Annotated in this window: 21 protein-coding genes and 2 pseudogenes; 18 read left to right on the top strand and 5 right to left on the bottom strand. The window is 42.5% G+C overall.

Going from position 1 to position 23,795, the window contains the following annotated elements; genetic code table 11:
* Positions 1–57: 57 nt before the first annotated feature.
* From ACTRWI_RS02210 to ACTRWI_RS02180, 7 genes are all read left to right on the top strand, one after another.
* A complete protein-coding gene (locus ACTRWI_RS02210) occupies positions 58–687 on the top strand; it encodes a LysE family transporter (protein WP_499128984.1) in 630 nt (209 codons plus the stop codon).
* A gap of 60 nt (positions 688–747) precedes the next feature.
* A complete protein-coding gene (locus tag ACTRWI_RS02205) occupies positions 748–1,395 on the top strand; it encodes an HAD-IA family hydrolase (RefSeq protein WP_499128982.1) in 648 nt (215 codons plus the stop codon).
* A gap of 39 nt (positions 1,396–1,434) precedes the next feature.
* The gene (locus ACTRWI_RS02200; protein ID WP_499128981.1) at positions 1,435–1,950 is read left to right on the top strand and encodes a GNAT family N-acetyltransferase; all 516 of its coding nucleotides are present in this window, start codon (positions 1,435–1,437) and stop codon (positions 1,948–1,950) included.
* Positions 1,951–1,991: 41 nt separating this feature from the next.
* Positions 1,992–2,540 carry a GNAT family N-acetyltransferase gene (locus tag ACTRWI_RS02195; RefSeq protein WP_499128979.1) on the top strand — a complete coding sequence of 183 codons (549 nt, stop codon included), beginning with the start codon at positions 1,992–1,994 and terminating at the stop codon, positions 2,538–2,540.
* A complete protein-coding gene (locus ACTRWI_RS02190; RefSeq protein WP_499128977.1) occupies positions 2,530–3,063 on the top strand; it encodes a GNAT family N-acetyltransferase in 534 nt (177 codons plus the stop codon). Before ACTRWI_RS02195 ends, ACTRWI_RS02190 begins: the two co-directional genes overlap by 11 nt.
* Positions 3,064–3,145: 82 nt before the next feature.
* Positions 3,146–3,910 carry a carbon-nitrogen hydrolase family protein gene (locus ACTRWI_RS02185; protein WP_499128975.1) on the top strand — a complete coding sequence of 255 codons (765 nt, stop codon included), beginning with the start codon at positions 3,146–3,148 and terminating at the stop codon, positions 3,908–3,910.
* Positions 3,894–4,649, top strand: coding sequence for a nucleotidyltransferase domain-containing protein (locus tag ACTRWI_RS02180; protein ID WP_499128973.1), 756 nt, complete (start codon positions 3,894–3,896; stop codon positions 4,647–4,649). Before ACTRWI_RS02185 ends, ACTRWI_RS02180 begins: the two co-directional genes overlap by 17 nt.
* A gap of 244 nt (positions 4,650–4,893) precedes the next feature.
* On the opposite strand, the pseudogene ACTRWI_RS02175 reads toward ACTRWI_RS02180, so the two are convergent.
* Positions 4,894–5,926: pseudogene (locus ACTRWI_RS02175) on the bottom strand (DUF6444 domain-containing protein).
* A gap of 459 nt (positions 5,927–6,385) precedes the next feature.
* Here ACTRWI_RS02175 and ACTRWI_RS02170 point away from each other — a divergent pair.
* From ACTRWI_RS02170 to ACTRWI_RS02135, 8 genes and pseudogenes are all read left to right on the top strand, one after another.
* On the top strand, positions 6,386–7,408 hold the full coding sequence (locus ACTRWI_RS02170) for an ABC transporter permease subunit (protein WP_499128971.1): 1,023 nt from the start codon (positions 6,386–6,388) through the stop codon (positions 7,406–7,408).
* Positions 7,405–8,448: an ABC transporter permease gene (locus ACTRWI_RS02165; RefSeq protein ID WP_499128969.1), complete on the top strand. Its 1,044-nt coding sequence runs from the start codon at positions 7,405–7,407 to the stop codon at positions 8,446–8,448. The genes ACTRWI_RS02170 and ACTRWI_RS02165 overlap by 4 nt, the downstream gene beginning before the upstream one ends.
* 48 nt (positions 8,449–8,496) lie before the next feature.
* On the top strand, positions 8,497–10,341 hold the full coding sequence (locus tag ACTRWI_RS02160) for an extracellular solute-binding protein (RefSeq protein WP_499128967.1): 1,845 nt from the start codon (positions 8,497–8,499) through the stop codon (positions 10,339–10,341).
* Positions 10,301–10,875 (top strand): annotated as a pseudogene (locus ACTRWI_RS02155) (ATP-binding cassette domain-containing protein); the annotation flags it as partial. The gene ACTRWI_RS02160 and the pseudogene ACTRWI_RS02155, both read left to right, overlap by 41 nt.
* Positions 10,861–11,241 carry an ABC transporter ATP-binding protein gene (locus tag ACTRWI_RS02150; protein WP_499129088.1) on the top strand — a complete coding sequence of 127 codons (381 nt, stop codon included), beginning with the start codon at positions 10,861–10,863 and terminating at the stop codon, positions 11,239–11,241. The pseudogene ACTRWI_RS02155 and the gene ACTRWI_RS02150, both read left to right, overlap by 15 nt.
* Before the next feature lie 4 nt (positions 11,242–11,245).
* Positions 11,246–12,055, top strand: coding sequence for an ABC transporter ATP-binding protein (locus ACTRWI_RS02145; protein WP_499128966.1), 810 nt, complete (start codon positions 11,246–11,248; stop codon positions 12,053–12,055).
* A gap of 200 nt (positions 12,056–12,255) precedes the next feature.
* Positions 12,256–13,128, top strand: coding sequence for a hypothetical protein (locus tag ACTRWI_RS02140; RefSeq protein WP_499128964.1), 873 nt, complete (start codon positions 12,256–12,258; stop codon positions 13,126–13,128).
* 28 nt (positions 13,129–13,156) lie between these two features.
* Positions 13,157–17,266, top strand: coding sequence for a zinc-dependent metalloprotease (locus tag ACTRWI_RS02135; protein ID WP_499128962.1), 4,110 nt, complete (start codon positions 13,157–13,159; stop codon positions 17,264–17,266).
* A 448-nt stretch (positions 17,267–17,714) separates the two neighbouring features.
* On the opposite strand, the gene rplY is transcribed toward ACTRWI_RS02135, so the two are convergent.
* The gene (rplY, locus tag ACTRWI_RS02130) at positions 17,715–17,993 is read right to left on the bottom strand and encodes a 50S ribosomal protein L25 (protein ID WP_004741321.1); all 279 of its coding nucleotides are present in this window, start codon (positions 17,991–17,993) and stop codon (positions 17,715–17,717) included.
* Between the two features lie 368 nt (positions 17,994–18,361).
* Between rplY and ACTRWI_RS02125 the strand changes: the two genes are divergently transcribed.
* The 3 genes from ACTRWI_RS02125 to ACTRWI_RS02115 all read left to right on the top strand — a co-directional run bounded on the left by ACTRWI_RS02125 (position 18,362) and on the right by ACTRWI_RS02115 (position 21,010).
* Positions 18,362–19,090, top strand: a complete 729-nt coding sequence (locus ACTRWI_RS02125; protein WP_499128961.1) for a glycosyltransferase family 2 protein — start codon at positions 18,362–18,364, stop codon at positions 19,088–19,090.
* Between the two features lie 14 nt (positions 19,091–19,104).
* Positions 19,105–20,412 (top strand): LssY C-terminal domain-containing protein, encoded by a 1,308-nt coding sequence (locus ACTRWI_RS02120; protein WP_499128959.1) that lies wholly within the window; start codon positions 19,105–19,107, stop codon positions 20,410–20,412.
* A 403-nt stretch (positions 20,413–20,815) separates the two neighbouring features.
* On the top strand, positions 20,816–21,010 hold the full coding sequence (locus ACTRWI_RS02115) for a hypothetical protein (protein WP_499128958.1): 195 nt from the start codon (positions 20,816–20,818) through the stop codon (positions 21,008–21,010).
* An 89-nt stretch (positions 21,011–21,099) separates the two neighbouring features.
* Here ACTRWI_RS02115 and ACTRWI_RS02110 read toward each other — a convergent pair whose 3' ends face one another.
* The 3 genes from ACTRWI_RS02110 to ACTRWI_RS02100 form a co-directional block, all read right to left on the bottom strand.
* Positions 21,100–22,449 carry an ATP-binding protein gene (locus ACTRWI_RS02110; protein WP_499128956.1) on the bottom strand — a complete coding sequence of 450 codons (1,350 nt, stop codon included), beginning with the start codon at positions 22,447–22,449 and terminating at the stop codon, positions 21,100–21,102.
* Positions 22,450–22,583: 134 nt separating this feature from the next.
* A complete protein-coding gene (locus ACTRWI_RS02105) occupies positions 22,584–23,243 on the bottom strand; it encodes a response regulator transcription factor (RefSeq protein ID WP_499128954.1) in 660 nt (219 codons plus the stop codon).
* Between the two features lie 97 nt (positions 23,244–23,340).
* Entirely contained in the window at positions 23,341–23,739 is a 399-nt protein-coding gene (locus tag ACTRWI_RS02100; RefSeq protein WP_499128953.1) for a PepSY domain-containing protein, read from the bottom strand.
* Positions 23,740–23,795: the final 56 nt, after the last annotated feature.

Raw genomic sequence — 23,795 nt, 5'->3', positions numbered from 1 at the left:
AAACCGTCAGTGCGTGCGATGTCATTAATGAAGCTTGAGTAAATTGGGTAGAGACGAATGGAATATTTATTGGTTCTTCTTCACGTTGCGTTAATCTGGATGCTGGCAGTCGCAACGCCCGGCGCGAATGTGCTGTTGACGATTAACACAGCGCTGCACTACAACCGCAAGCTAGCAAAATACTCTGCTTTTGGAGTTAGTACGTCCATATTGTTATGGTCACTGTTTGGATGCACTGGCTTGGTTATTTTGCTATCCCATTTCCCGGCACTGTTTAATGTTATGAAGATCGTTGGTGGCAGTTATTTGTTGTATTTGGGTACGCGCCAGATCCTTTCAACACGAAAAGCCAAACAGCTAGATGAAGGCTTGACTACTAGTGAAGTGATGCTGCCTTCAAGTAGAAAAGTCTTTATGTCTGCGTTTATCACTAGCATCTTAAACCCTAAAACGGGTTTCTTTGTCGTGAGTTTGTTTAGTGTCTCTATGCCTGAAAATATTACCATCCCGATGGTCATCGCCATTATGCTGACTATGTCCGGTATTACTTTATGCTGGCATATGTTTTTGGCGACAGCCTTTTCACATCGAGCAGCGAAAAGTGTTTATGCACGTATCTCAAGTATCATGGATTATGTAACCGGCGGCTTGTTTACGCTGTTTGGTATTAAAGTCATGGCGTCTTAATGTGTGTTATCTGCTCATATCAATACTGTATCAAAGTGTTTTTCATAGGTTTTAGAGTTCATGATTGAATGTAAGAAGTTTATTTTTGATGTCGATGCAACACTGGTTGATACCCAAGTGGTTATCGACAATATTTGGAAAAAATGGTGCAAGACTGTTGGTGTTCGTTTTGAAACCATGAGTGAGTATATCCACGGGCGAAAAATCGAAGAGACACTGAGCTGTATTGGCATGGAATTCTCTAATGTCACTGAGGTCAATAAAGTTAAAACTATTGCGACCCAAGAGATGAAGCGCGCCAAGGCTATACCAAATTCTCATGATTTTTTATCAAAATTAGGCCCGTATTGCTGGTCAATCGCAACGAGTGGACCTAGAGCGGTCGCAACAACAAGCTTGGAAGCCTCCGGTTTTACGTTGCCAAAGGTCATGATTTGTGCCGAAGATGTGGTACGAGGTAAGCCAGCACCGGATCCTTTCCTTAAAGCCTCAGAAGCTTTGGGCGCAAAACCAGAAGATTGCGTTGCAGTTGAAGATTCACCATCTGGCGTACTATCGGCCAAGAAGGCAGGATGTTTCACGATCGCTCTATTAACCAGCCATACCAGAGAAGAATTAAAATCAGCAGATTTGATCGTAAATGGTTTTGATGAGCTCAAACTTACCTACAGTCCGATTGGAACCTATCAGGTTCATCGTGCTTATTAGAAAGATCCTTTAATTTTATCGTAAGAGGAATAGATAACAATGAAACTAGTGTCGCCCTCCAAAGAATTTGAGTCCGCTTTTAAGGTGTATTACCAAGACTTCTTGGAGCACGACATCGATAACTCTGATTATTACAAAGACGGTGTTCTTGATTTTTCTCGTTATATTGAACGCTTAAATGATGAGGCCAGAGGCGTTAATTTACCCGATGGTTATGTACCATGTAATCATTATTGGTTGGTAAATGATGAAGGAGAGATACTCGGCGCCATTCGTGTTCGTCATCGTATCGATAATGAGTTTCTGTCACTTGAAGCGGGGCACATTGGCTACGATATTGCTCCCTCAAAGAGAGGTTCTGGCTACGGCAAGGCAATGCTCAAATTCGCTATTCCAAAAGCGAGCTCTCTGGGTATTAAACAAGCTTTGATTACCGCGGACGAAGACAATATAGCTTCACGAAAAGTCATTGAGGCAAATGGCGGTAAGTTTGAAAAAATAGTTTTTGGTAACGTTTTTCCTGGTCCAGTAGCTCGTTATTGGCTTGAGTGTTAGTAACGCAATACAGTTTAGGAGACAGATAAAAAGGAATTTTGATGTTCAAAATAGACACTGCCAGGTTGGTTCTGAGAGACATGACGTTTGAGGATCAAAGCGCGTTTGTGGCTATGTCACAGGATGCCAAATATCAGCGTTTCTATGATGAAACTGATTGTGAGCCCAGTAAGTACCATCAACTCACCCAATTGTTTGTTGAACAGGCTAAGGAAGATCCTCGTCAGTCCTATCAATTAGCTGTTGAAAGCAAAGAGTCAGGAAAGTTTATCGGAACCGTGTGTTTACGCCTTGAAGATAACCAGCAAGCTTCAATGGGTTGCGCTTTTGCGAGAGAAATTCAGGGGAAAGGGCTACCCATAGAAGCGGCCAAAGCTCTGGCTGGTTTTGGGTTTTCAGAGTTAGGGGTTCATCGAATTTATGCGGAAACCATTGGTGAGAATCTAGCGGCGATAAGGCTGTGCAAGTCACTCGGGATGAGACAAGAAGCTTGCTTTAAAGAGCACCGATTCTTCAAAAATAAGTGGTGGGATACCGTTGTATTAGCGATGCTTCGCTCAGAGTGGGAAGGTGAGAGTAATGGAAAGTGAACGACTTAAATTAACGCCTCCTTCATTAATCCATACTAATGAAATGTTTAACGTTGTTCAGGAATGTATGGCTGAGTTGTCCGAATTCCTGCCTTGGGTTTCTGAAGCCTTAACTCGGCAGCAACTTGAACTCAATACTCAAGAGGCCGCCAGTAATTTCTCTAATTTTATGGGGGAGTTTTGGTTCAATATTATTGAAAAGAACACTGAGGCGTTCATCGGAGCCATTGGTTTTATTGTCCGAGACGATTCTATACCTTGTTTTGAAATCGGTTATTGGTTACGAACTTCGAAAACTGGATTTGGTTATGTAAGCGAGGCGATACAACTTGTTGAAGAGTTTGCCTTCTTTAATAAAGGGGCAAAGCGGGTTGAAATAAAAATGGCGGCAACGAATTTGAAAAGTCAGGCAGTGGCGAAGCGATGTGGCTACCAGCAAGAAGCATGTTTAGCTAATGCTCGGCGTTTACCTTCTGGAGAGTTAGACAGCACGCTGGTTTATGCCAAAACTTGTTTGTCTTAATTTATTCTAAAAATCTGAATCGATACTTTGTATTGGCTCCGTTTCGCCTAGCGGATCTTTTGTTTTTTTGGAGAAGTTTGAAATGAGTGTCACTATCAGTTTGGCCCAAATTCCTGTCGTAAGAGGCAACTGGAGGGAAAACCTTAAGCAACATCTAAAAATGGTAGAGCAATCGTCAAAGTACAATGCGGATGTGGTTGTTTTCCCCGAGCTATCATTGACCGGCTATGAGCTTGATTTAGCTGAAGAACTTGCATTGTCTGTTGAGCCATCAAATGTTGAAGAACTATCCCGATCTTCGGTTCAAAGTGAGATGATTATTGTGGCTGGTTGTCCCCTGCGAGTTCCAGGCTTATCACATCCCACCATAGGCGCCGTTGTTTGCTTTCCCGATGGTAGAGTTGAGTTCTACTCTAAACAGTACCTGCATGATGGTGAGAGTGAATTCTGCTCTGCTGGCAACGTTGATTATGTATTTGATGTCAACGGGCATAAAATCGCGCTAGCAATATGTGCTGACTTCATAGAGGCGGACCACTCCCGACGAGCCAAGAATCTAGGTGCTGATATCTATTTAGCAAGCGCTTTAATCTCCGAGAATGGCTTTGACCCGGATTCTAAAATCTTATCTGGAATTGCGTCGGAACACGGTATACCAGTATTACTGAGTAACCATATCTCTGTGACGGGAGGTTGGGAAACGTGTGGCAAGAGCTCGGTTTGGAGTTCGCAAGGAGAGCTCATGATCAGTGCCAACTCAAAAGAGAGTGGCATTGTTCTATGTACTATCTCGGGCTGTGAAACGGATCTTAATCTAACTGGAAAGTGGCATGCTGAATCAATCTAGAGGTCTCGACAAAGACGGGTTCATCGAAAACCTATACTCTCCTAGGAATATCGATCCCGAATTCCAAGAGGTTGTAAGTGCCGTTGTTGATTCGTTGTTAAGCGACCTTCCGAATCAAATTGATGGTATTTACCTATACGGAAGTGTGCCGAGGGGCACGGCGGTTGTTGGTCATTCGGATTTGGATGTTTCTATCATACTCAATACACCGATTAATCCAAAAGAGAAGCGAGTATTTCAGCACCTTTCCGACATCATTCCCAAAGCATATCCCCAAGTCAGTAAGCTTGATATCGACCCTGGCTTTCTTTCTGAAGTGCTGCAACCACAAGAAAAATTCCATTGGCAGTTTTGGCTCAAGCACTGTTGCTGTTGTATTTGGGGTAATGATCTATCTATTGATTTTACGCGCTACAAACCTAGTCGTGAAATAGCCCAAGCGCTTAATGGTGACTTGTCTACTTTTCTGGAGCAAATGAGTCCGGCCTTTAAAACAATGACTGATGCGGATGCCGCTAAAGTGATTGGCAAGAAGTTAGTGCGGGCGGCGTACTACTTTGTCGCTGAGAAAGACGCAAGTTGGCATACCAACCTGAGCCAGTGTACTGCAGTAGCCAAGCGTTACTATCCAAAACAAAGTGACGATATTGAGTCAGCACATCAGTACGCTCTTGGGCAATTAACCTCTAAAGTTAAAGCCTTGGAGTTGTATGAAAGACTGAGCAAGAACTTGTCGTGAGCGTTAGTGAGCCTGCAAATCGGTGGGGTAAATTATGGGCATATGCATGCCGCTTTGCATTTGTCTTATAAATCATAGCTAGTTGAAAGTATTAAAAACTAATGTGTTGTAGGATCTGTGCTGTATTGCCAATAGAGACTAAGGAACAAGAATGGTAAACGTTCAGCGGGATAGCTTGACTATATGAGATGAAGGCACATAAAGTTCTAGGTCAGAGAGCAAAAACATTCGGGTACGGCTTCTTCTAAACGACTGACGTGATGTTCTCCCTCAACACTGACATTGCTGGTAGACCCCGCTTTTACAGGTTTCGACAAGTGTATTGATACTGCTACGGAATTTATCGCCTGCATCCGAGGTCGTTCCGAAGCTGGTTTTCCTTTGAATAACAACCCCTTTAATTCATCGCTCAGCTTCATTATTGGTTAAGGGGATTAAGGTTTTCTTGAGAAAAATCCACAAGCTTTCTCTGTGTTTGAGGAGTAACTTGCATCGCCCCCGATACCGCTTGACCATCACATCAGTCCATTTGTTCAAGTAATGACCGAATGATTTTTGTAGCCTGTGCATTCGCCTTAAGTACAGTGAATAACCCAATTCACCTTGCTCGTAACAATGCCGAGTATGGAAAATGGCGTTCGTTAGCAAACAAAGATGTTTACCAATATATGCAGTGTGGCCACCGCCACTATAATCAGCCACCAGTTAAAGGTTGCGCTTCACTAATTGCACCGACCGAAAAGGTTGTGCCAAGCTGTTCTTTGAGCAGTGATTGGATTTTTCGAACGCTGAGATGATATTGTCCCGCAAGCACGCCAATATAGCTTAATAGATTAGGCCCGATGATACCTTGTGAGACATTATCAGGTTTTTGAGCTTTCACTGTTTATTTGCAGTGGCGACATTGACCAGAAAATAAACGGTATTCAGTGATGTAGACCGTAGGTTATGGAATATCAAAGACTTGATGCCTGTAGTACGGCCCACCATGTACATCGATATCAGAATGAGCACAACAAGGGCACGCTTAAGGAAAACAATCGATAAAAACATCCGTTGCTTTTAGAGGTAAGAGTTTTCGTTGATGCCCTGTGTGGCCTTCTTTAGCTCCTGTCGAATTGCGACCACCAGAGCTTTCATCTTTTTTCGCTCATGGTGATCTTTAGGGCTGTGTGATGAGGGCGATTTTGAAGGGTTTTTGGAGCTAGTGGTTAGCTTATCTTCATAATGTCGGAGCTGTTCCCACAGCTCATTAATAGCACCTTAGCCTCATACAAGTCTGAGACTTTAGGTGGTGCTTCTTGGTATTTAGGTGCTTTTTTCTAGTCATGAAACCATAATGTCTTCTCAGAATGTCCACTCAATAGCCAAAGTAGAATCAATTTCGTAAGGTCACATTTTTATGTCAATCGGGCTTGGTGAACACTTACGATTGACCGAGATGTGTTTTCTATTCCCGATTGGCGTGACGTACTCCTATTTCAAATCTTCTCATGGTTGAGACTTGATCTCATTATCCGTATTAGGTAATGAGAATGATGTATTAATGACCACTTACAGTGCAGTAATTTGACTTAAGTCAATAATTTGCAATGTTAATTATAAGTAAAGGTTTAATTAACTTTTTGTATAAACTAAAGTCTCAATATGCTAACTCATTGGACCAGTGTGTAAGTGTAAGAACAAAGTCGCAGGATGCGGTTTAAATGTAATTAATTGGTATGGAGTATTTCCAATTGTTAGCTTATATATTGAGGCGTTTATTGCTTGTCATTCCAACATTTCTAGGAATAACAATCTTGATTTTTGCTATTACTCGCTTCGTCCCGGGTGGCCCGGTAGAAAGAATGCTGTCAAAAATGCACTCAGGAACTGACAGTACGGCAGTAAGCGTTGTGGGTACTAATTCCTCATTATCAGATGATCAGATTGCAGAGCTCAATGCCTTCTATGGATTAGACAAACCTATATTAGAATCTTATGTTAATTGGCTGTCTAAGGTTGTCGTATTAGATTTTGGTGAATCAACTCGTTATTACGAACCAGTGAGTGACATGATTGCTGATCGTTTACCAATCTCGTTGTTTTATGGAGGTATGACGTTCTTTATTAGTTACTTTATATCAATTCCACTTGGATATTATAAAGCGATCAAACATGGTTCAGTATTTGATTCTACGTCTTCGATTCTAATATTTATTGGTTATGCGTTACCCGGATATGTTGTTGGCGTTTTTCTAATTACACTGTTTGCCTATAACCTTGATTGGTTTCCTATGGGAGGATTCGTCGGAGACAATTTTGAGGACTATGAAAATTGGGTAGACCAAATCAAGGACATCATGTGGCATGCCGTGCTTCCTCTCATTTGTTATTTGATTGGTGATTTTGCGACGCTCACGATGACAATGAAAAATAACCTTATGGAAAACCTCTCTGCTGATTATATTAGAACAGCCATAGCGAAGGGATTGCCGTTCAAGCAAGCGGTTAAAAAACATGCATTGCAAAATAGCTTAATTCCGATAGCGAGTCATTTTGGTAACTCATTATTGTTCTTTATGTCCGGTTCTTTCTTGATTGAAGTTATTTTTAATATCGATGGTATTGGCTTGTTAGGTTATGAATCAATAATGGAGAGAGATTATCCGGTTGTTATGGGAATCGTTGCTATTAACGCCGCGATGTTAATGATTGGTAATATTGTTTCTGACTTATGTGTTGCTGCTGTCGACCCAAGGGTGAGGTTTGGCGCATGATGAGACTAACTCCACTAACACATAAGAAGATTAAGCACTTTAAAGAGATAAAACGTGGATATTGGTCACTTTTGGTCATGGGTTTCCTACTTATTTTTTCAATCTTCGCTGAGTTTTTTATTAACAGTAAAGCGCTACTCGTTAGTTACAAAGGCGAATGGTCATTTCCTGTTGTCTCAGACGTAAGGCCAGGGACAGACTTTGGGCTAAGTTATGCGAGTGAGGCTGATTATAGAGATCTGAAACAGATTTTTGAGAATGAAGGCGAGGGTAATTTCGTGATTATGCCTATCGTGCCTTGGAACCCTTATGAGCAGGACTTTTCTAGTGACTTCCCACCACTAGCACCGAGTATTGAGAGCCAACATTATTTAGGCACCGACGCGATAGGACGAGATATTTTAGCGCGCTTAGTTTATGGCTTTCGTATAGCGATGGGGTTTGCGTTAATGACCATGGCCATCTCTTATGCGATTGGTACTATGGTCGGGTGCTGTATGGGTTTCTTTGGTGGCAAGTTTGATTTGTTTGTTCAGAGGCTAATAGAGATTTGGTCAATGGTGCCGTTTCTGTACGTGATTATGATTTTAGTCTCGATAACCCAGCCAACATTTACCTTGTTTGTCGCAATTAATGTTTTGTTCGGCTGGATGGGAATTACTTGGTATATAAGAACTATGACATATAAAGAGTCTGCTCGCGAATACGTGATGGCAGCCCGAGCGTTAGGTGCTTCGACAACGCGTATTCTAGTGCATCATATCTTGCCCAATACTATGGTTATGATAGTCACTTTAGCGCCATTTACGATTGCCGCTAACATTACCGCATTAACGGCACTCGATTATCTAGGGCTTGGCCTTATGCCTCCTACGCCTAGTTGGGGTGAATTACTACAGCAAGGGAAATCGAATCTAGATGCCCCTTGGATTGTGATCTCAGTTGTCGGAGCCATCGTTGCAGTTTTAGTCATGGTGACATTTATAGGTGAAGCGATACGCTCGGCATTTGATCCCAAAAAGTTCACACGTTACGTATAAGCCTACATTCAGACATTTACAGGAAGTATCCAATTACAGGATGTAATTATGAATAGAACACTCTCAATATGTATTTCAGCGTTGATGGCGGGTTTATCCACATCAGCTGTCTCGCAAACCACTGCTTTACCACAGGGCGTGGAATGGTTGTCAAACAACAATGAACCACTTTTTGCTTCACAAGACGCAATACGTGGCGGTACCTTACGTACATTCATGGCCAGTTTTCCTCAGACCTTGCGTAGCGTTGGGCCAGACGCAAATTCAGGGTTACGTCATTACTTCATGGATGGTGCGCCAAAGCTTGCTCAGCGACACCCTAATACGGGCAAGTGGATTCCACAGTTAGCGACTGATTGGGCGTTCTCTGAAGACAACAAAACGGTCTACTTTAAGCTTGATCCCAATGCAACATGGTCTGATGGAGAGAAAATAACGGCAGATGACTATCTGTTTATGCTCACTTATTATCGCTCTAAAGATATCGTCGCTCCTTGGTATAACGATTTCTTTTCAACTTCTATTATTGATGTGATTAAAGTAGATGAATATACCATTGCCGTAGAAACCGCTGTAGAGCAGAGCCAAGACGCTCTAATGGTATTGATCAATATGCCAAGTAACGGCTTTCAACCAAGGCCAAAACACTATTTTGCGGATGAAAAAGATGCAAATAATGATGGCATGGTCGATAACTTTGTCCGTAAATATAACTTCAAGAGTGAACCCACAGCAGGCCCGTATTACTTAGATAAAGTTAAAAAAGGTAAGAGTGTTACCTTCAAACATGTCGGTGAAAAGTGGTGGGGCTATTCAAATCGATATTATCAGAATCGCTATAATGTCGATAAGGTGCGTATTACAGTTATTCGCGACTTTGATATCGCTCTAAAGCACTTTGAAAAAGGTAAATTAGATTACTTCGATTTCGTACTCCCTGAATATTGGCATGGGAAATCTGACTCTCAAGGCTTTAAAGATGGTTACATCCAGAAGTTTTGGGGGTTCAATCAAACGCCACAAGGTGCCGGTGGTTTGTGGATGAATACTGCGCAACCATTGCTAGATGATATCAATGTTCGTAAGGGCATTATGCACGCTACCGACTATGACGGAATGATAAAAAACATCATGCGTGGTGACTACTCTCGTAAGCCACATGGGCTCGGGTTTGGACATGGACAATACGATAACCCAACGAATAAAGCGCCAGAATTTGACCCTCAGGTAGCGGCTGAGCACTTTGCAAAAGCCGGCTTTGACACCATGGGCCCTGATGGTATCCGTATCAATAAACAAGGTCAGAGGCTTTCGTTTGCTATCACCTATGGTTACAACGCATGGACGCCAAGAATTGCCTTTCTCCGAGAGCAAGCAAAGTTAGCGGGTCTCGACTTTACCCTTAACTTGGTCGATGGGTCATCGGCGTTTAAATACATTCTAGAGAAGAAGCATCAATTGGCTTTTCTCAATATGGGCTCGGGTGAAATCCCTTCTTACTGGGAGTATTTGCACTCAGACAATGCCAATAAACCGCAAACCAATGCACACACTAACTACAGCAGTCCTCAACTGGATAAATTGATAGAAGCTTATGATGCTGAGTTTGACCAAGATAAGCGCTATCAACTCTCGTATGAGATTCAAGATTACGTTACACAGGCTAATATCATCGTTCCAGGCTATATGGTGCCGTATTCACGCGCTGCACATTGGCGCTGGGTCCAGTATCCAGAGAATCCAATGACTAAGCAGACAGAGTCTATCTTCCACCCGATGGATATTGGTAGTTTCTGGATAGATCCTTCACTGAAGAAAGAGACGCAAGCATCGATGAAGTCAGATAAAACCTATGCTCCGGTTTCGTTTGTTGATGACCGTTTTAAGTTGTGATGGATGCTGTATGAATATGGAATATAAACAAGATCCTAATTGCGATGTGGTGTTGGAAGTAAAAGATCTAGAAGTCACTTTTGATACTGACTCGGGAGTCGTTCAGGTACTGCATGGCGTCAGCTTCAAAGTTAAAAAAGGCAAAACTCTAGGTCTGGTTGGCGAGTCTGGTTGTGGTAAAAGCGTCACATCAATGTCGATTATGGGTCTGCTACCTAAACCTTATGGTCAAGTTGTCGGTGGGGAGATCCTTTATAACAATCATGATCTCGTTACCTTGCCACCAGATTCTATGTATGAAATGCGTGGTAACTCGATCTCTATTATCTTCCAAGATCCAATGACGGCACTTAATCCTGTACATAGTATCGGTAAACAGCTGATGGAGGTGCTAGCGCTTCATCGACCTGAGTTGAAGAAAGCTGATAGAAGAGAATATGCGATCAAGATGTTGGAAAAGGTCAAATTCCAATGCCAGAGAAACGCATCGACGAATATCCGCATAACCTATCTGGTGGGATGAGACAGCGGGTAATGATAGCTATGGCTCTTGCGTGCAAGCCAGACGTCTTGATTTGTGATGAACCAACCACGGCTCTAGATGTTACGGTTCAAGCTTCCATTTTGGAGTTGATGATAGAGCTACAACAAGAGACCGGTATGGCGATGCTGTTTATCACTCACGATTTAGGTGTTGTTGCAGAGGTGTGTGATGACGTAGCTGTCATGTATGGAGGGCGTGTTGTTGAGTATGCAGATGTATTTGAGCTGTTCGATTACCCGAAACACCCTTATACAAAGCGCTTACTGGGTTTAATGCCAAGTTTGGATCATCCGCCAAAGCAACAAATAGAGATCACACCAATTGATACTTCTTTGTTCCCAGAGTTTAAGGGGTAGTTAAATGTCAGAAGTATTAAGAATAGAAAATCTTACTCAGCATTTTGTCTCTGGAAAAAGGTTGTTCTCAAAAGGGTATGTGATTAAGGCCGTTGACGGCGTTTCCTTTTCTCTGCACCAAGGGCAAACCTTGGGGCTGGTTGGAGAATCAGGATGCGGAAAGAGCACATTGGGACGAACAATATTAAAGTTGTTTGAACCAACATCTGGGCGAATTTTCTTTGAAGGAAAAAACATTACTCATTGGAACACTAGGGAGATGAGAGCACTTCGTAAAGAGATGCAGATTGTGTTTCAAGATCCGATGGAGTCCCTTAATCAAAGACATACGATCGGTATGATTTTAGAGGAACCCTATATTATCCACAATGTCGGCACCAATAAAGAGCGTAAGCAGTGGGTATTGGAGTTATTAGATAAGGTGGGTTTATCCAGAGAGTCGGTTGACCGTTATCCTCATGAGTTCTCTGGTGGACAACGTCAACGTATTGGAATTGCTCGTGCCATTGCTCTAAAACCTAAATTACTTATTTGTGATGAGTCTGTGTCAGCTCTAGATGTATCGGTTCAAGCGCAGATTCTTAATTTGCTCTTAAACTTACAGAAGGAGATGAATCTAGCCATTATTTTCATTTCCCACGATCTTTCTGTTGTTAAACAGATCTCTGACGACATTGCAGTTATGTATTTTGGGAAAATTGTGGAATATAGCTCTACTGCGGAGTTATATAACAAGCCAAAAAATGAATATACAAAGAAACTACTTTCAGCAATACCAAAAACCCACCTTAAACTCAGGAGGAATATAAAGTAAATAGTTTCAATGCAATCATTTAGCTAATGATGTAATCAAAAATTATAATTGAATTATAAGTTAATTTGGCAGCACATTTTTGTTGCTAAAAGTCTATCGATATTTAGTGATAAATATTGAGGTATTTGTCTATTTAAAATTCGATGGATTATTTAAGGAAGTTCAATAACTGAACTTAATATTCACGGAAGTTAATAATCATGCAGGACACAATAAATTGGAAGGTAAAGCCGATTACAATATTATTAGGCAGTATGTTTACTTTATCTGTTTGTGCAGGAGAAGGTAATATTGCTGATAGTAATAACGGTAAAGCTCAGCCAGGAAAAAATGAAAGTGATGCGTATTGTATAACTTGTAATATCGGTGGCTCTATTACCGCTGGCTATTCAACAAATATATACAATAAAGATGACTATCGTGCTTCACGAAGTTTTTCGTGGAATGGAAAACTGATATATACACTTTCTGAAAATATGGGGACATATATATCTTCAGGTGGATATCGAGCACTAGATGATGCAGTAGGAACGTATGCGACTGACTCTACAATAGGATTAAGTCATTCAAAGTTATATGAGTTTGGTGAAAGTGGAAAAATAGGAGCAAGCGGACAGTTTACCATTCCTACTTCTGAAGCGTCTCGTAACGATAAATTACAAACCGCATTCAGGTTAGCTGTTCCAATCAGCTTCGAATATTGGGGGGTGAATTTTAATATATCGCCTCGCCTGAGAAAGAATTTTCATCAATATAAAACTTATGGTGGCAAGTCTCTGACTGAATGGACGTACTCTCTATTTACCGGTGCGAGTTATAACTGGGAAAAATTCACTTTGGGAGTTAACGCCTTGGGCGGAAATACCATAAGTTATCAAGGGGCTAGACGCAGTTCAGTCGAATATGGTGGATCTATCTACGGAGCGTATGGCTTTAACGATAACTGGTCATTTACGCTCAGTGCAGAAACGTCAGGTGCATATGCAGATGCAGAGCGAGGCACACTGGGTGATATCGATCTATTTGATTCAGACAAAGCTTCTTACAAAGTAGATATAACATTCTCATTCTAGGGAAAGAAACTTAATAAAGGGATTCAATATGAACTTAAAAAAAATTGCATTGAGTGCTGCAATTACGGCCATTTTGGCCGGGTGTGGCGCTGATGATCAGTCATACGAGCTTCAAGAACGCGATTCTAAGGAAGTGGCCGTTCAAGATCTAAAAGATGGCCGTTGGTTTTATGTCCCAACGACTGGTGCTGCTCCACGATTTGCACTAAACCAATTTCCATTCTTACAGGGAATGGGACGCTATGTAGAGCTTTGTTATACCAAAACTGGTTTAGAAGTTCGTGCTTTTGATAAGAATTACCCTGAGTCTTCGTTACCAAGGGACGAAAATAACTATTGTGTAGAGCAAGATATTGTTGGCAGTGATGATCTTGTTAACTTCGCGCAAGTGTTAGAAATTCCAGGTGACTTCACGGCATATCGTTGTATGGAAGATGCGTATGGTGACTGTACTAATACTGAAGAAATCAATGAAGATAAAAGCTTAGACTATCGTAAGAAGACTCATTTCACACCGAAACCAGAAGGGCTGATCGTATCTGAGTTTAACTACGAAGATCTGTACGGTTTGAAGGACGGTATTACTGAACAAGGGACTGCAAAAGTGATTTCTTGGGACTTTGATCCTGAGAATGGTATTCTCAATTTCGAGTTAGAACGCACTTTCCAAGTCGATTTAGATAACATTTCTGCTTACATTAACTTCTCAACAAAATCTGGCTTAGAAGAAGCGTTGGTTGACGGTGCTTTCAAGGCTCGTTTCTATTACTCATTGGTTCATGAAAGCGTGGTTGCTTCGGACAACTATCAACCTGTGATGTACCCAGTTGGCGATGAAAATGACATTGGTTTCTTCACCACACAGACCAAAAAGCTCAACCCGATCACCAACAAGTATGATCGTGATGTTGTTTATCTGAACCGATTTAATCCAGACAACGGCACCATCAAATACTACCTAACGGATAACTTCTTCGAAGATAAAAACAAGCTTTTCTTAGATTCGACGATTCAAACCATCGATAAAATGAACAAAGCGTTGTCTTTGTTTGGGAATGATGCCGGCAAACCTGCTATCGAAATCGTGAACTCAACGTCGCCAGCAGGTATTCACCCTGGTGATCTACGCTATAACATCATTAACTTGGTTGATGAACCCCTAGCTAATGGTCTTCTGGGTTATGGTCCTTCGGTAGCGAACCCGATGACGGGTGAGATCATTAAAGCGCATGTTAACCAATATGCGGGCGTGGCAAGAACTGGAGTGCCTTATTATTGGGATAACCTAGCGCGCTTTTATAACCGAAATCAGTTGTCATTGAATGGTTTACCAGTATTACCGACTGCAGACGCGGCTCCTGCCGTTGCCGAAGTAGAAAGTCGTATTCAACAGCTTTCGACGATGGCAGCGATCTCCAAGTTGTCACAAGTGGATGATGTAGCGCCAGCCTTGACCGAAGAAGAGCTGATGGGGGATAAAAAACCTTCGCAAGCACCGACTATTCTAACTCAGAACTTTAGCGACGATATGGACTTTGGAGATGTCGTAGCGGCGGAAGAGAATCGTCTGGCATTCTGGTCTGAAAACAATGCATACCCTATTGAAGCGTCATGGGCCTCCTCAACCAGCAAAGCGATGCTCGATAACCTTAAGTTCGATGATGAGCGTTACTTCAACATTAACGTAGATGACAATGGCGGAGATACGTCCCGCGAGCTGAAACGCTGGAAGTACTTACCAAAAGATCTTCAACAAAAAGTGGCTGATGCGATAACCGTTGCAACTTATAGCAATACACTGGTTCATGAATTGGGTCATAACGTTGGTCTGCGTCATAATTTTAAAGGTTCGAACGATAAGGACAATTATTACACCTTGGAACAGGCTCATGCTCTTGGGTTGAGTAACATTCCAGCTTATAGCTCAACCATGGACTATGCGCCAAGTATGCTGGATGAAACGCCAACATGGGGTCTATATGATATTGCAGCGTTCAAGTTTGGCTATGGACGTAAAGTAGAGACCATTCAAGACTCTTCATCTGCAATGCCAACAAAGGTGACAAACCCAGGTGATCAGGGGACTGACGAAGAGAAAGTCGCTTATCAACAATACCTTACTGACCTAGAGGCGTATCAGCAAAGTTTTGCCCACCGTTTTGGCAACAATGTGGATAACGACTCACTGATGGTATGTAACGAAATCATGACGTTATCGGGCGATCAAGCTGGTAAGTCTCTTTACAACTGTGACTTTAGCCGTTTTGATGTTGCTGCGTTAAGTGATGATCCTGAAGATTATGCCAAAACTCGATATGGCGTACTTTACTATCTAGATAATGTTCATAACATTGAACGTAAGAGTTACGATTTCTGTACCGATGGTAACGTTTCTCTTAACAGTAATTGTAACCGTTTTGATGAAGGTACAAGCCTTAACGAGATCGTTGCATATGAGTGGCAGAGCTACTTAGACAGCTATGATCGTCGTAACCTTGCAGAATACAGTACCAACGGTTTGTTTTCTTCGGATTATCCTGGCTACATTGTTCGCCGTTATCGTGAGATGACGTCAATCCGTGACAAGATGGAAGATCTAGAACGTATTGATGATCTATACAATAACCTCGGCTACACGTCTTCTACGGATAAGCCAGGAGATTTCTTATTGCGATTAGCGTCTAATGAGAATTACTGTACAACACCAGGTGCAGAAGCAAACTACTGGTTCTGTGACTATGCAGATGGCGCAAAGCACGCAGCGGCATACTTCTTGGATGTGTTGGCGACCCCAGAGCATCAATGTGTGATAGAAAATGACGATGGTATTCAAAAGGTAATCTCATTTGGTCAACTTCTTAACAACAACTCTCACTTGTTACCTGCAAACTACGATTTGATTGATGCGAACTGCTTTGATGAGCATGCGGCTAAATTTATCGAAGATGCAGAGAGTGGTTATACCGCTGTTGCAGAGACGAAGGATGGTCGTTTCTTGAATTCGATAGGTAGCTTTGATCCTGATTACCCTTGGTCAAATGCAGTATCTGTACTAGGTAGCTGGCCAGACAAAGCGTTAGCAAGCTATTTCTTGGCGCGTCGTTACTCAAATCGTTATACCGACGAAGTGAGCTTTGCATCGCTTTTAGATATTCCTGGAGTGCAAGAGCAATACGAAGACATCATCTCAAACATGCTCTCAAAAGAAGGCTTAAATACACCAGTAGAGTTGGTTGATGCTGAGGGTAAAGCCTACAACAACCTAAATGGCGTTGAGGTAAACCTGCACATTACGGAGAAGATGGAATCATTGGCTCCAATGCCTCGAGGTATTGAGCGATTCTTTGGAATCTCAGGTCGAGACCGTCAACGTATTGGTGATTTGATTTTGAACATGGGTGTCGATGAAATGCAGTCGTACGACTACACGGTGAAATCTTTAGGTAGGGCTCAGCTGGATGCGTTTACTAAACAGCAAGACCGTTATGGCTTGGTTGCCGGAAAGAAAGTTGAGTTTGTGATTGATGGCAAAAAGTACGTGGCGACTAAGTCAAATAAATTGGCTTATGAGGCTGCGACCCAGTTAATCAACTCAAAAGGCTACGCGCTGACACTTTACTTAGATAACTATGATTCAGTAGATCTAGCCAACATTGTGACGGATATTGAAGAGGCGTGGGGAAGTTTCAGAACCGATATCACCCCAGCATACCATGATGCCGTTTTGCTGCATGATGCCCCGATGGTGAATGCGATGAAACTGCAAATCGATAACGATTTACAAGCAAATATCTTTGACCCTGCATTGTCATTCAAGAATTTTATTGAGGCAGGTGCTGGCGTTGTTTACGATGCTTCAGCTGATACTGTTCAATACAATGGCGGTGAGGTCCACACTGCATCAAAAGCTTATGCCGCATACTCTGATGCGATGATTCTGATTCGTTTTGGTTACGGTGTTTCAATGATGTCAGCGGTGGATAATTTACATGCGGGTTATGTTGCGGCTTCAGATGCAGACAAAGACCTATGGGTTAAAGATCTTAATATGATCAAAGCCTACCAAGTTGGGGATATTGCGAGCGTTGCAGGTAAGTATTACGAATTGCTTGACCGTTTACCTTATGTAAACAATTAATTTTGATTTCCTTGTCAACTTAAGTGAAGGTAATAGATAGACACGTATTTTTATGTCGTCCTTCCGTTGCCACACTTTATAGATAAAAGGTTCAACTATAACAGAGGTTGTCTTCGAGGCAGCCTCTCATACACAAATCCCTAAGTCACCGCTTGGGGATTTTTCTGATCTCTACCTATTGTATTTCCCCCCATTTTCTACCGATAGTTTCTGTTTTGTATAAACTACAAACCAAACCAAACAAAGCTGTAATAAAGTGGGGAAGGGGAAGTTGATTCTTTTCAGTGTATTGCGCGAGATTTACGATGTTTTTGAGGGCTCAAAAACGGTGAAACCCCGATGTTGGTAGCATCGGGGTTTCGAATTTTTAGACTTCTCGATTGGTAAGGTCGATTATCTTTTCTATGCAGAAGGCTGGATTAATCCAATCTTATTCCTTGGTAGGGAATTAGATGCGGATGAAGTCCATGTGCTCAACTTTTGGCTTGAACGCGTGACGTTGAACGTCTTGTGGCTTAACCTTAACTTCTGCGCCGTCAATCAGTAGAGTGATTGCTTCGTAGAACTCAGGCTTGTCCATTTGGTTGATCACTTCGTCGTGATTAAGTTCGATAGATACAGCTGCTGCTTCACCACCGTAGATTACAGCTGGGAATTTACCAGCGTGACGTAGGCGGCGGCTCGCACCTTTACCTAGTTCAGTACGTACTACTGCTTCAAATTTCATAGTTTTACTCTCAAATTAGTAAAAATTAACTTCACATCTCAATGCGACCTTGAGTATGTGGTAATGCTTAGGCAGAACGAGTTCATGCTTAAGCGAGCGCGGATACTAACATCACATTTGAATATGAGCAAGTAAGAAGCCTATCACAAAGTGAATTTCCTTCGATATTTGGCTCGTTTGTAGATAAAACGCTCTCTACCCCTATTTTATCGCTTTCTTTGCTCTTCTGTCTTGCTCTTTTGCCCTGTTTATATCGTCGCGAAATCATCAAGTTAATGAACGGAAAATGAATGTTCGCCTAAGGCTTGGTTAATGCTTGGTTAGGTAACTTTAGTGTTAATTAATCAGCAGAGTGAATAGGTGAAAACATGGAACCGGTCAGTATTGTCGTTATTACGCTAAACGAAGAGAAACGCATTAGTCGCTTAATGGAAGAGTTGAGCGTGCAAACCCATCAAGAGTTCGAAGTGATCGTTGTCGACTCAAACAGTGAAGATAACACCCGAGAAGTCGCACAGGCCTATGAAAGTGCGTTGCCGAAATTGAATGTCCACCATATGCGAGAACGCGGTGTTAGCCTTGGCCGAAACACCGGTGCTGCTTTGGCGCAGTACAACAGACTCCTTTTCTTGGATGCCGACGTTAGCCTGCCTCGTAACTTCCTTGCTAAAGCGCTGTATGAGCTAGAAGAGAATAAGCTTGAAGTTGCTGGCGCATATATGAGTTCAAAAGGGCTGCCATTAGTTCATAAATTCGGTTATGGGCTGTTTAATGCGGGCTTATTTGTGACTCAGTTCTTTTTTCCAACAGCGATTGGCGCGTGTATTTTCTCAACCAAACGAGCGCATGAAGAGATCGGCGGCTTCGATGAGGCGATCGTTCTGTGTGAGGACTGTGATTACGTAAAACGTGCGAGCAAAACATGGCGATTTAGGTTCCTAAATATGACTTTCGGTTTTGACCCTCGCCGATTAGACCAAGATGGTGTTGTGAAGACGGGATCAACTTACCTTAAAGCCAATATAAGACGCTTCTTTATAGGAGAAATGCGTAACAACGAAATGAACTACAAGTTTGGTCACTACAAAGAACAGTAAGCATTGGGGTTGTTATGTTTGATGGACTAGGGCTGTTTTTGGGAGCATTGGGTGATGCTCTCATTGGCCCAAACCTATTTGTACCGGGAGAGCCCTTTTTTATCGCTGCGGGCTTTCAACTGTATTCAGGTGCATGGATGGCGTTGGTATTTGTAATGTTAGGTGGTGTCGTTGGGGATCAACTGAGTTATTTCATTGGCTTAAAGTGGGGCAGAACTGCCCAAAAGAAGCTTAATAAATTTCGACCAAAAACCAAAAGGGTGATCGCTCGGTGTCGTTATCTCATTGCGAAGAAGGGCGCGTACATCATAGTCGCGGCACGCCTTTTGGGGCCCATTGCTTGGGTTGTTCCTGTTATCGCAGGTTCTCATCGCGTTAAGTGGCACAGTTTTACGCTGTTGTCTTCGATAGGTTTATTGCTTGGCGGTGGTCAATTTATTGCTTGGGGTATGTTGTTGGCACATGGTGTCGAACAGTTTCCTTTATTGGGAGCGGTTAAGGTTTTCCTAAGCGAGCACCAAAGCTTGCTGATTGGTTTAGTTGCTATGACCATTTTTGTTGTTGTGGGTAACAAACTTAAATGGCGTAAGCTAACCTTGAAAACCAGCGCGTTTTTAGTGGTTTGGCTGTGTTACGCAAATTATGCGCACTTCTTCTGGAAAGCCGACGACTTTCAAAATCAACAAACATCGGCATCGATGAACTCTGTTGATTTACACCAAGTGACTTACAAAGCGTTTCCTGGGCTTTCTCCAATCTATGATGCTCAAGCGATCAATGTTGTTTATGTCGGAGAGTCGCCTCGTGAACTCATGAAACAGATGGGCTGGATAGAAAATCAAACGTTCTCTCGAAATGATATTGAGTGGTCGAATTACCTTGCCCTTCTTAAAGATAAGACACCGCCTGTATCTGATTTGTATTGGCGAAACCAACCACAAGATATGGCCTTCCAATTGCCTGGAAACCTGATGAAGAGAAGCCATATTCGCTGGTGGAATGCGGGGTTAAACAGAAACAGTAATCAAACACAGTGGTTAGGGGCAATCAGCTACGATGACGGTTTAAAAGTGACACCGTATTCTGGCATTGTCACCATACTCCATAAAATAGATCCGAATGTTGATGAAGAGCGCGATCGGTTGGCGCAGCAAATTAAATCCACTTACCCGAATATGGAACTGGTCAATTTACCTCTAGCGAATGCACAGGTAATTAATGATCAACATGACTACTACACAGACGGAAATATCTTGGTTATTGGATCAACGACATACAGTGATGGTTCACAAACCTTAGATGTTGCGGTGAATGATATATAAAGCATGGCCTCAAGATCTTCTCTATTTTAGTCCCCCGAACAATACGAACCTTGTTTGAAGATCAATCAAACAAGGTTCTGTTATTTCTGCTTTTTAAAACCGAGCCTCTTTTGGTCGTTTCTATCGTTCTAATAGTGTCAACTTTGTCTACTCTAATTTATGGGGAACAAGGGTGAAAGCTAAGGATAAAGTAAGTAAATGAATTCGGTTGGTTTGAAATCTACGTCGACGATATGGTGAGAGAAAAATCTTTTTATGAGGCCGTATTTAAAGTCACGCTAGAGAAGTTAGATAATGAGGCGGGCATCGATATTGAAATGTGGGTGTTCCCTAGCGAGGTGTAAAAATACGGAGGGACAGGGGCTTTGTGCTCGATGCCTGACGTAAAAGCGGAAACAGAACTATGGTGTATTTCTCTTGTGATGATTGTGCGACAGAAGCAAGCTTGGCGGTGGCGAATGGTGGTGTATTACAAGTACCTAAAATGGCGATTGGACAGTCCGCGTTCTTAATGGATAACACAGTTTCATCAGTGTGCTCAGTGATACCGAAGGCAATGTCGTTGGTTTACATTCGATGGCTTAAACTTGCAGAATAAAAACGATACAGGATCAAAAAGGAGTTTATGCGTGATGCGTAAACTCCTTATTTTTATTCAAGGTATGGCGGTTGTTCGAATTGAGTCGTTTAAGAGGCCTGAGATACCTTTAGAGCAAGAGAGGCTTTCAAGCCGCCCATTGAGCTTTTGCTTAGCGTTAAGTTCCCGCGGTAACTGTGTGCCATTTCATTCACAATATTCAGGCCTAGACCGGTACCAGGAGTCGTTTCATCGAGCCTTACGCCTCGTTTGGTCACCTGTTCGAGCTTTTCTTCAGGAATACCTTGTCCGTCGTCTTCAATAATCAACTCGACATTGCCATCGGTCAGTTCATTAGCGTGAACGCGAATAATACTGCCCGCCCACTTATAACTATTTTCGAGTAGGTTTCCGACCATCTCATCAAGGTCGGTTTTTTCTACAGCAACCTCAAGTTCAGAATCCAGCTCATTGATCATTGTGACTTCATTGGCAGCATAAACTTTATCAAACGCCATCGAAATCGCTTCAACACGCTCACAAGGCGACGACTTCACCGAAAGGATGTTCATTGCACCCGCCATACGAGCGCGACCGAGGTGATAGTCGATCTGGCTTTGGATCTGTTGAATCGGTTGTTGTAATAGTTTCTTCTCGTTGTCAGGTAGCATCTCAATTTCATTTTTCATCACCGACAACGGCGTCTTTAAAGCATGAGATAGGTTACCTGCGTGGTTACGAGCACGCTCTAGTAACTCTTGGTAGTGAAAGAGTAGGGCATTAAGGTCAGATACGAGTGGCGAGACCTCTTTCGGGTAGTTATCGCTTAGCCCTTGTTGCTCACCTTTTCTCAGCATCACTAGTTCACGTTGCATCTTACTCAGCGGTAATAGAGACCAGCTAACTTGAATACCAATCAACATGAGTACGCCGACAAACAACAGCATTAGGATCAGCCATACCTGACCCGTTAACTCCGCTAGCGTCGACTCGAGTGGGCCTTCGTCAATACCAATGGTGATCGTAATTGGGTCGCTCAGTGAAGGCAGGTAGATATCTTGCTCAATGTAAATCAGCTTCTCTTTATCAGGTCCATTAACGGAAGTGTGAATAGGAGAACGCTTGATGGTGAGGTCTTTGTCCCATAAGGAGCGAGAACGAATGATTTGATCTTGAGTAGAAGCACGCCAATAAATACCGCTGTAAGGTTGGTTAAACCTCGGGTCAGAAAGGCGTTCTGCCATGATCAGGCTGCCATTGTCATTGGTTTCAATATTCGCGGTGAGCTCGTCCATGGTTAGGGCAAGTTGCTGCTTCACGTCGTCGACAAGGTAATCGTTAACCAGTTTTGGTATACCCACACCGGCCGCTAATATCATCGCACCTAGCCAAAAAGCCGCAGCGAGAAGCAAGCGGCTTTTTAAACTGATGTTTTTAAGTGTTTTTTTCTTTAGATTCATGCATTTCCAGCCTGCCTTTGCCCATCGTTATTGAGTTGTACTTCAATGATCAGTACAGGCTGTCCACTTAGTGGGTGAGTGTGCTTGATTTCTCTTAGTTTAATTGACGCTTGTTGTTCTAATTAAATAGAGACCTATTCAGCATTCAGTTGATAGCCAAGGCCACGCACGGTTTTGATGATCTTTGGTGCGATTTTCTTACGAATACGACCAATAAATACCTCAACCGTGTTCGAGTCGCGGTCGAAGTCTTGTTTGTAGATGTGCTCAACCAACTCGGTACGCGAAATAACCTTTTTTTGGTTGTGCATGAAGTACGCGACAACCTTATATTCTAGTGCCGTTAGGCTGACTGCTTGGCCCTGCCACAACACTTTTGAACTGCGAGTGTCCAAGCTTAAATCACCAATTTGAAGAACAGGTGCTGCACTGCCTGACGCTCGGCGAAGTTGTGCGCGAATACGGGCAATCAGTTCAACCATTTCGAATGGCTTAGTTAGATAATCGTCAGCGCCTGCGTTTAAGCCTTCAACACGTTGGGTTAGGGTGTCACGAGCACTTAAGATAATCACTGGCGTGTTGATGTTTTCGTCTCGAATGCCTTTTAAAACGGTTAGGCCATCAAGCTTAGGTAGACCTAGGTCGAGAACAATCGCATCCCACTGTTCTGATGTCGCGCGATAAAGCGCGTCGATACCATCTTGAGACAGCTCTGGAACCCAGTCGGCTCCCTCAAGTGTTTCAATAATCTGTTGGCCCAAACGAGGTTCGTCTTCAACGACTAAAATTTTCATAATTGTTCTTCTTAATTTTTTGGAATGACTGTTCGCTGTGCTTAACTATTTGCCGTGTTTAACTATTTGCCTTGCTCAACTATGTCGTCGCGCTAAATTAATCGCCGTGCTTAATAGCGTTTTTAAAGTTGCGGCCTTCAATCTTTAGCATTTCTAACGTTTCGGCGTTGTATTCAACTTTAATGATGTTGTTTTGGTAGTTAATTTTTAACTCATACACCCAAATATCATCATCTTCTTCTAGTTCGACTTTAATGATTCGGCCATGAAGGTCGTTTTCTACTGCTGCATACATCTCAGAGAAAGGGCGAATATAACCCTCCCGAACCGCTTCATAGACTTCGTCTTGGTCTTCTTCAAATTCAATGCGGGTTCCTGGTTTATGAACGTCCTGCACTAATTCGTGACCATTGTGATGCGAGTCAGCCCATGCGCCAGAAGAAACAAATAAGCCTAAGCTTATAGAAAACAAAGAAATCATAGCTTTACTAAACATAGCGAATCCTAGAGAAGGTTGATAGCGTTCAGTATAAAAAAGTAATTCTGAACAGA

This window comes from Pseudoalteromonas sp. G5_S1_14_S5 (genome assembly GCF_054968605.1).
Note: the sequence above shows the minus strand (reverse complement) of the source record. Positions and strands in the feature narration are given on the sequence as shown.

What these genes read in the sequence shown, in the direction of transcription:
- ACTRWI_RS02210 (WP_499128984.1), top strand. Translation starts at nt 58, where the DNA reads ATGGAATATTTATTGGTTCTTCTTCACGTTGCGTTAATCTGGATGCTG.
- ACTRWI_RS02205 (WP_499128982.1), top strand. Translation starts at nt 748, where the DNA reads ATGATTGAATGTAAGAAGTTTATTTTTGATGTCGATGCAACACTGGTT.
- ACTRWI_RS02200 (WP_499128981.1), top strand. Translation starts at nt 1,435, where the DNA reads ATGAAACTAGTGTCGCCCTCCAAAGAATTTGAGTCCGCTTTTAAGGTG.
- ACTRWI_RS02195 (WP_499128979.1), top strand. Translation starts at nt 1,992, where the DNA reads ATGTTCAAAATAGACACTGCCAGGTTGGTTCTGAGAGACATGACGTTT.
- ACTRWI_RS02190 (WP_499128977.1), top strand. Translation starts at nt 2,530, where the DNA reads ATGGAAAGTGAACGACTTAAATTAACGCCTCCTTCATTAATCCATACT.
- ACTRWI_RS02185 (WP_499128975.1), top strand. Translation starts at nt 3,146, where the DNA reads ATGAGTGTCACTATCAGTTTGGCCCAAATTCCTGTCGTAAGAGGCAAC.
- ACTRWI_RS02180 (WP_499128973.1), top strand. Translation starts at nt 3,894, where the DNA reads ATGCTGAATCAATCTAGAGGTCTCGACAAAGACGGGTTCATCGAAAAC.
- ACTRWI_RS02165 (WP_499128969.1), top strand. Translation starts at nt 7,405, where the DNA reads ATGATGAGACTAACTCCACTAACACATAAGAAGATTAAGCACTTTAAA.
- ACTRWI_RS02160 (WP_499128967.1), top strand. Translation starts at nt 8,497, where the DNA reads ATGAATAGAACACTCTCAATATGTATTTCAGCGTTGATGGCGGGTTTA.
- ACTRWI_RS02150 (WP_499129088.1), top strand. Translation starts at nt 10,861, where the DNA reads ATGAGACAGCGGGTAATGATAGCTATGGCTCTTGCGTGCAAGCCAGAC.
- ACTRWI_RS02145 (WP_499128966.1), top strand. Translation starts at nt 11,246, where the DNA reads ATGTCAGAAGTATTAAGAATAGAAAATCTTACTCAGCATTTTGTCTCT.
- ACTRWI_RS02140 (WP_499128964.1), top strand. Translation starts at nt 12,256, where the DNA reads ATGCAGGACACAATAAATTGGAAGGTAAAGCCGATTACAATATTATTA.
- ACTRWI_RS02135 (WP_499128962.1), top strand. Translation starts at nt 13,157, where the DNA reads ATGAACTTAAAAAAAATTGCATTGAGTGCTGCAATTACGGCCATTTTG.
- rplY (WP_004741321.1), bottom strand. Translation starts at nt 17,993, where the DNA reads ATGAAATTTGAAGCAGTAGTACGTACTGAACTAGGTAAAGGTGCGAGC.
- ACTRWI_RS02125 (WP_499128961.1), top strand. Translation starts at nt 18,362, where the DNA reads ATGGAACCGGTCAGTATTGTCGTTATTACGCTAAACGAAGAGAAACGC.
- ACTRWI_RS02120 (WP_499128959.1), top strand. Translation starts at nt 19,105, where the DNA reads ATGTTTGATGGACTAGGGCTGTTTTTGGGAGCATTGGGTGATGCTCTC.
- ACTRWI_RS02115 (WP_499128958.1), top strand. Translation starts at nt 20,816, where the DNA reads ATGGTGTATTTCTCTTGTGATGATTGTGCGACAGAAGCAAGCTTGGCG.
- ACTRWI_RS02110 (WP_499128956.1), bottom strand. Translation starts at nt 22,449, where the DNA reads ATGAATCTAAAGAAAAAAACACTTAAAAACATCAGTTTAAAAAGCCGC.
- ACTRWI_RS02105 (WP_499128954.1), bottom strand. Translation starts at nt 23,243, where the DNA reads ATGAAAATTTTAGTCGTTGAAGACGAACCTCGTTTGGGCCAACAGATT.
- ACTRWI_RS02100 (WP_499128953.1), bottom strand. Translation starts at nt 23,739, where the DNA reads ATGTTTAGTAAAGCTATGATTTCTTTGTTTTCTATAAGCTTAGGCTTA.